9 protein-coding genes and 1 pseudogene are annotated in these 6,260 nt (G+C 64.7%); 2 read left to right on the top strand and 8 right to left on the bottom strand.

Annotated elements, in window-relative coordinates:
- Together N878_RS10785 and cobA are read left to right on the top strand one after the other, a co-directional pair.
- Positions 1–320: bacterioferritin-associated ferredoxin (locus N878_RS10785; RefSeq protein ID WP_031303025.1), on the top strand; the 320-nt coding region annotated here is incomplete at its 5' end.
- Positions 321–331: 11 nt separating this feature from the next.
- Entirely contained in the window at positions 332–1,075 is a 744-nt protein-coding gene (gene cobA / locus N878_RS10780; protein WP_021443665.1) for a uroporphyrinogen-III C-methyltransferase, read from the top strand.
- Positions 1,076–1,189: 114 nt separating this feature from the next.
- Here cobA and N878_RS10775 read toward each other — a convergent pair whose 3' ends face one another.
- From N878_RS10775 to N878_RS28940, 8 genes and pseudogenes are all read right to left on the bottom strand, one after another.
- On the bottom strand, positions 1,190–2,170 hold the full coding sequence (locus N878_RS10775) for an OmpA family protein (RefSeq protein ID WP_031303024.1): 981 nt from the start codon (positions 2,168–2,170) through the stop codon (positions 1,190–1,192).
- 108 nt (positions 2,171–2,278) lie between these two features.
- Positions 2,279–2,869, bottom strand: a complete 591-nt coding sequence (sigX, locus tag N878_RS10770; RefSeq protein ID WP_031303023.1) for an RNA polymerase sigma factor SigX — start codon at positions 2,867–2,869, stop codon at positions 2,279–2,281.
- A gap of 85 nt (positions 2,870–2,954) precedes the next feature.
- Positions 2,955–3,779, bottom strand: coding sequence for a mechanosensitive ion channel domain-containing protein (locus tag N878_RS10765; protein ID WP_021443662.1), 825 nt, complete (start codon positions 3,777–3,779; stop codon positions 2,955–2,957).
- A 1-nt stretch (position 3,780) separates the two neighbouring features.
- Positions 3,781–4,032, bottom strand: a complete 252-nt coding sequence (locus N878_RS10760) for a CrfX protein (RefSeq protein WP_177342892.1) — start codon at positions 4,030–4,032, stop codon at positions 3,781–3,783.
- 49 nt (positions 4,033–4,081) lie between these two features.
- Positions 4,082–5,068 (bottom strand): zinc transporter ZntB, encoded by a 987-nt coding sequence (locus N878_RS10755; RefSeq protein ID WP_021443660.1) that lies wholly within the window; start codon positions 5,066–5,068, stop codon positions 4,082–4,084.
- Positions 5,069–5,072: 4 nt separating this feature from the next.
- Positions 5,073–5,561: a ribonuclease E activity regulator RraA gene (gene rraA, locus N878_RS10750; protein ID WP_021443659.1), complete on the bottom strand. Its 489-nt coding sequence runs from the start codon at positions 5,559–5,561 to the stop codon at positions 5,073–5,075.
- Positions 5,562–5,597: 36 nt separating this feature from the next.
- Entirely contained in the window at positions 5,598–5,897 is a 300-nt protein-coding gene (locus tag N878_RS10745) for a Rieske (2Fe-2S) protein (protein ID WP_021443658.1), read from the bottom strand.
- A 90-nt stretch (positions 5,898–5,987) separates the two neighbouring features.
- A pseudogene (locus N878_RS28940) lies at positions 5,988–6,260 on the bottom strand (alpha/beta hydrolase); the annotation flags it as partial.

Here is a 6,260-nt window from a genome sequence, read left to right as displayed (position 1 = left end):
TCAGCATCCGCCTGGCCGGCGAAACCGCCGCCAGCGAATGGCTCAGAAGCCTGTGGCTGGACGGCCAGGCCGACGCCGACCTGCGCCGCTGGCTGCTCGCCCCGGTCTCCGCGCCGCCGGGCAACGCCGTTGCCACCACGCGCGGCAAGACCCTGTGCAACTGCCTGAACGTCAGCGAAAGCGCGGTGTGCGCCGGCATCGCTCGCGGTCTGGACCTGGACGGCCTCAAGCAGGAACTCAAGTGCGGCACCAGCTGCGGCTCCTGCGTCCCCGAAATCAAACGTCTGCTGGCTAACCAGCCGCTTGCCGTCAACGCCTAGAGGAACCCGATATGAATGCAAAAGTCTGGCTGGTGGGCGCTGGCCCCGGTGATCCCGAGCTGCTGACGCTGAAGGCGGTCAAGGCGCTGAACCAGGCCGAGATCGTGATGATCGACGATCTGGTCAACCCGGCCGTGCTGGAACACTGCCCCGGCGCGCGCATCGTCTCGGTGGGCAAGCGCGGCGGCTGCCGCTCCACCCCGCAGGCCTTTATCCATCGCCTGATGCTGCGCTACGCGCGCCAGGGCAAGTGCGTGGTGCGCCTGAAAGGCGGCGATCCGTGCATCTTCGGCCGCGGCAGCGAGGAAGCCGACTGGCTTGGCGCGCACGGTATCGAGGTGGAACTGGTCAACGGCATCACCGCCGGGTTGGCCGGCGCCACCAACTGCGGCATTCCCCTGACCCTGCGCGGCGTGGCGCGCGGCGTGACGCTGGTCACCGCCCATACCCAGGACGACAGCAGCCTGAACTGGGCGGCCCTGGCCCAGGGCGGCACCACCCTGGTGGTCTATATGGGCGTGGCCAAGCTGGTCGACATCCAGGCCGGCCTGCTCGCCGGCGGCATGAGCGGCGAAATGCCGGTGGCGATGATCGAGAACGCCTCGCTGCCCGAGCAGCGCGAATGCCGCAGCCAACTGGCCGATATGGTCGCAGATGCCCGCGCCTTTGCCCTGCAGAGTCCGGCCATCCTGGTGATCGGCGAAGTCGCCCGCGCCAGCAGCCATATCAGCATGCCTCAGCTCCTGCATGCCTGACCGCTTCGCGCTCCTGCGAAGTCGTTGTTTGCCCGTCGCCCCCTCGGCGGGCTTTGTTATTCCAGAAAAGAAAAACCCGGCCGAGGCCGGGTTTTTCTTAGCGCACCAGAAGCATTACTGCTGGATCTGGGCTTCCACTTCGGCTTCAACGCGACGGTTGACGGCGCGGCCAGCTTCGGTGGCGTTGTCGGCTACCGGGCGCGACTCGCCGTAACCGGCGGTGTTCACACGGCTGCCATCGACACCGTACTGGTTGACCAGCACATCGCGAACGGCGTTGGCACGACGCTCGGACAGACCCTGGTTGTAGGTGTCGCTGCCGACGGAGTCGGTGTGACCTTCAACGGTGGTGGTGGTCTGCGGGTACTGGTTCATGAAGTCGGCCAGGTTCTTGATGTCACCGTAACTTTCTTCTTTCACGCGGTCCTTGTCGAAGTCGAACTTGACGTCCAGCTCGACGCGCACGGCTTCCATTACCGGCTCCGGAGTGGGCTCGGGCATCGGCTCGACAGCGGCTACGGGGGCCGGAGCCGGGGCCGGCTTGCTGCCGCCGCCGAAGTTCAGACCAACGCCGACGCCGGCTTGCCACTCGGTGTCGCCCTGGTCGATGTTGTACAGAGCGTCGACGCCGGCACGGGCGTAGAACATCTCGGTGAAGTAGTACTTGGCACCGGCACCGGCGATGGCCAGGGTGGAGTGATCACGGCCGCCGCTGTTGGCGTCGCCGATGCTCTGATGGCCGAAGCCGGCAGACACGTAGGGACGCAGGCCTGCACCCGGCTGACCGAAGTGGTAGAGGGCCTTCAGGTCGGTCAGGTTGCCTTTGATGTTCTTGCTGCCGGCAGCGCCTTCGCCACGCAGGTCGTGGTACTCGCCGTAGGACAGGGCCAGCTCGACATCGTCGGTCAGGTAGTAGCCAATGCTGGCGCCGAACAGGTTGCCTTCATCGTGAGCGAAGTCACGCTGGGTGTCGGCGAAGTAGCGATTGACGAAGCCCTCCACCTCGACAGCGCCTTGCCCTTGCGCCAGCGCGCCGAAGGAAGTTGCGGCAACGAGAGAGCCAATGACTACGCCCAAGGTGTTTTTCAGTTTCATCCGTTAAATCCCCATCTTGGTGGTTAATAAGTCGCCTGCGGTTTCAGTCGGCAACTTGGCGGCGATTTTAGCAGGGTTCGCCACTCCCTTAGTGGTCGATTAGCTGAACTAAGTTTCGGAAGTGTCCGAAAATTTGTCGCGCAATCGATCCAAAGCTCGCTTGTAGCGCATTTTCGTGGCGCTCAAGCCCATATGCATGATGTCGGCGATCTCCTGGAACTCTAGCTCTGCGACAAAACGTAGCACCAGAATTTCCCGATCGATCGGGTTGACGTGCACCAACCAGCGATCCAGACCACCGCGCTCCTCGACTTTCGGCGTCTTTTCCTCAGACGCCTCTTCCAGCGGATCGAGACTCAGGGCGTCGATCAAACGCCGCTTTCTGCGCTCTTTGCGGTACTGGGTAATGCACTCGTTATAGGTGATGCTGTAGAGCCAGGTCTTGAACTTGGACTTGCCCTCGAAGTTCTTCAAACCGTAAAGAACTTTCAGCATGACCTCTTGACAGACATCGTCGGCGTCCCTTTCGTTCCCCAGATAACGCGCGCAGACATTGAACAGGGTGCGCTGGTAACGGCGCATGAGTTCTTCATAAGCACGGGTGATGTGGAACAACTCGTCGTGAGCGCGCGCCACCAGCTCCTCATCGGTGAGCTCGCGGGGGTCGTAACGCGTGGGCAAGGTTTGGGCTTTGTTCAAAACAAGTTGGGCCGAGAGTCGGGACGAAAACCGCCCAACAGGCTATACCTGTCGGGCGGCGGCATAAAGTAGCAGGATTGGCGCGTTAGCGACTGTTTACCCGTTGCTCGAGCATCACGCGGTTGGCCACCGAGACCAACTCGCCCGCATCGGTTAACAGGATAGTCTTGACCGTGCCGATTTCCTCGATCTGGCCTTCGACCTCACCAACCTGCACTTGTTGCCCGACCTGGTACAACTCGCGCACATAAATGCCGGCCAGGATCTGGCTGGCGATTTCCCGGCTGCCCAGCCCCAGGGCCAGCGCCACTGCCAGGCCGACCGAGATCAGCACGATGGCGATGACATTGTTGAGCAGATCGGTCTTGACCTCCAGCTGACCGATGGCCACCGAGATGCTGATGATGATCACCAGGCCCTGGGCCACACGGCCCAGGCCGTGGGCATAATCCAGGCCGACGCCCTCTGCCGCGCCACGCACCAGGCTGCTGACCAGCTGCGCCAGGAGCACGCCGGCGAGCAGCACCAGGGCCGCGCCGAATACCTTGGGCAAATACAGCGCCAGCACGTCGAGGGTGGCGGAAACCCGCTGCAGACCGAGCGACTCGGCCGCCGAGACGAGGAAAATCAGCAGCACGAACCAGTAGACAATCTTGCCGATCAGGGTCGACACCGAAGCCTGGATGCCGACGCGCGCCAGCAGTTTGGTCAGCCCGGTGCCCATCATCAGGCGATCCAGCCCGACCTTGCCGAGCAGTTTGGACAGCAGGGTGTCGAGCAGCTTGGCCACGACGAAGCCGAGCAGCACCAGCACCAGGGCGACGAACAGGTTGGGAATGAAGCCGGCGACCTTGGTCCAGAGTGCGGTCATGGCGGCGATCAGGCTTTGGGTCCAGGGGTCGAGTTCCATTTCAATCGGCCTTATCAGCGGAAGCAGGGGAATGGGTACGGCGCGAAACCGGCGCGACATGCGCCGAGCCGTTGTTCAGGGCAATCATCAGGGCTTCGAGCCAGTGGCCCATCAGGCTGAACAGGTCGCCGGCGCCGACCTGACGGTTGGCGGTCTTGAGAACCCGGTGCAGGCAGGCATCGTCGTCATGATTGGACGGCGATGACTTGAGCAAATCGCGTAGGGATTCTTCGAATGGATCGTGCATGCGCACCTCACGGGATGTCACGGCTAGACGCGGCGGCGAGCGGCCAAGTCACACATCACAGCCAGCGCCAGCGGCGAAACAGCCACAGCTGGCCGAGTGCCAGGCTGGCCATCAGGCCGCAGGCGACGAAGAAACCGAGCGGACTCTCGGCGCCGGGTATGCCGCCGACGTTGATGCCCAGCAGGCCGGTGAGGAAGGTCAGCGGCAGGAACAGCCCAGTGATGATGCTGAAGCGGTACATGATGCGGTTCATCCGCTCGCTCAGGCGCCGACTCTCCGCCTCCAGCACCAGGCTGACGCGCTCGCGGACCAGCTCCAGCTCTTCCAGGTAGCGGGTCAGGCGGTTGTTCAGTTCGTTCCAGTAATCGTCGTCGTCCTCGACGAACCAGGGCTGGCGGTTGCGCGCCAGCTGGGCGTAGAGATCGCGCTGTGGCGCCAGGAAACGGCGCAGGCTGGCCGCGCGCCGGCGCACCTGGAGCATCAGGCCGTGTTCGGGACGGTAGCGCTCGTCGGCATCCAGGCGATCTTCCTCGCCGTCGAGCAGCTCGCCCAATTCGGCGATCAGGTCGTCGACGCGGTCGGTCAGGTAGCGCGCCAGCTCCAACAACAGCTCGGACGGGGTTTTCGGCCCCCTGCCCGCCTGCAGGTCCTCGATCAGCGCCTCGGTGGCCCGCAGCGGACGCAGGCGCAGGGAGATGACCCGCCGCGCATCGGCGAAGATGCGCACCGAGACCATGTCCTCCGGCTCGGCGCCGGGGTTGCGGTTGACCCCGCGCAGGAACAGCAGCAGCTCGTCGTCCGGCAGCGGCAGCAGGCGCGGCCGGGTGTTTTCCTCGAGCAGCAGGTCGCAGCTGAACTCGTCCAGCCCGCTGTGCTCGCGCAGCCAATGCTGCGCCTGAGGTTGGCTGCGATCCCAGTGCAGCCACAGGCTTTCCTGCTCGGCCAACTGCAGACCGTCCAGCTCTTCGCCCGCGATGCTGCGTGCGCCGCCGCGTCCGTCGAGGACGAAGGCATGCAGCAGGGCCGATTGCTGATCCTGCATGGGCTTATTCCGGCATGCTCAGGGCTTGCGGGGCGACGATGATGCCGTTGTTGTCGGCATACAGGTACTCGCCCGGGCGGAAGGTCACGCCGCCGAAGGTCACCGCCACGTTGAGGTCGCCGATGCCGCGCTTGTCGGTCTTCATCGGATGGCTGGCCAGGGCCTGCACGCCCAGTTCGGTCTGGGCGATCACGTCGACGTCGCGGATGCAGCCGTACACCACTATGCCTTCCCAGCCGTTCTTGGCCGCCTTCTCGGCGAGCATGTCGCCGAGCAGGGCGCGGCGCAGCGACCCGCCGCCGTCCACCACCAGCACCTTGCCCTGGCCGGGCAGGTCGACCTGCTCCTTGACCAGCGAATTGTCCTCATGGCACTTGATGGTGACGATCTGGCCGCCGAAGGAGTCGCGGCCGCCGTAGTTGGCGAACATCGGCTCGACCACCTGCACCAGCTCCGGGTAGGCGTCGCACAGGTCGGGGGTGATGTAGTGCATGGCAAAACTCCTTTCAGCAATGAATGGGTGAGACGGCTAGAGGTCGACACCGATGCGGTCGCCGTCATAAGCCGTGTGCAACAGGGACAACCCGGTGCACTGGGCGTTCAGCGCCTGCCCGCTGCGCAGGTCGAACTCGACGCCATGGCGTGCGCAGCGCAGCACCCGGCCCTGCAGGCTGGCGTCATGCAGCGACGCGCCCTGGTGCGGGCAGCGGTTTTCCAGCAGCACCGGCTGCCCCTCGACCACCAGCAGCAACAGGCTGCGCCCGGCAACCTGGAAGCTGCGCCGGTAGCCCTCGTCGAGGTTGATCAGGCGCTCCAGCGCGATGAACATGCCCCCTCCGGCGGCTCCTGAAATGACCGCAAGCCTTTATCGCGTCACATCTTAACGGCATGCGCGCGGCGAAGGAACGCCTGCGCCGCCTCAAGCCCCCGTAGCAGAGGGCTGCTCGGCGAAACCCGCCGGCAGCTGCAGGTGGTTCAGCCAGTACTCGGCCAGCGGCCAGACCTCGCGCTGCGCCTCCTTGCTGACCAGCATCTCGACATGCCCGTAGTCGCTGGAGAAACCGCCCTGCTTGCTCAGCAGGAGGAACTGCTGCGGCGCCGCCGCGCATTGCTGCAGCAGCTTGCGGCAGGCCCAGGGCGGATCCTGACGGTCGCCGGCGGCCGCCACCGCCAGCAGCGGCACCTCGACGCC

Source organism: Pseudomonas sp. EGD-AK9, from assembly GCF_000465935.2.
Taxonomy (GTDB): domain Bacteria; phylum Pseudomonadota; class Gammaproteobacteria; order Pseudomonadales; family Pseudomonadaceae; genus Aquipseudomonas.
Note: the sequence above shows the minus strand (reverse complement) of the source record. Positions and strands in the feature narration are given on the sequence as shown.

Coding starts and splice junctions, on each gene's coding strand:
- cobA (WP_021443665.1), top strand. CDS start 332: ATGAATGCAAAAGTCTGGCTGGTGGGCGCTGGCCCCGGTGATCCCGAG.
- N878_RS10775 (WP_031303024.1), bottom strand. CDS start 2,170: ATGAAACTGAAAAACACCTTGGGCGTAGTCATTGGCTCTCTCGTTGCC.
- N878_RS10765 (WP_021443662.1), bottom strand. CDS start 3,779: ATGGAACTCGACCCCTGGACCCAAAGCCTGATCGCCGCCATGACCGCA.
- N878_RS10755 (WP_021443660.1), bottom strand. CDS start 5,068: ATGCAGGATCAGCAATCGGCCCTGCTGCATGCCTTCGTCCTCGACGGA.
- rraA (WP_021443659.1), bottom strand. CDS start 5,561: ATGCACTACATCACCCCCGACCTGTGCGACGCCTACCCGGAGCTGGTG.
- N878_RS10745 (WP_021443658.1), bottom strand. CDS start 5,897: ATGTTCATCGCGCTGGAGCGCCTGATCAACCTCGACGAGGGCTACCGG.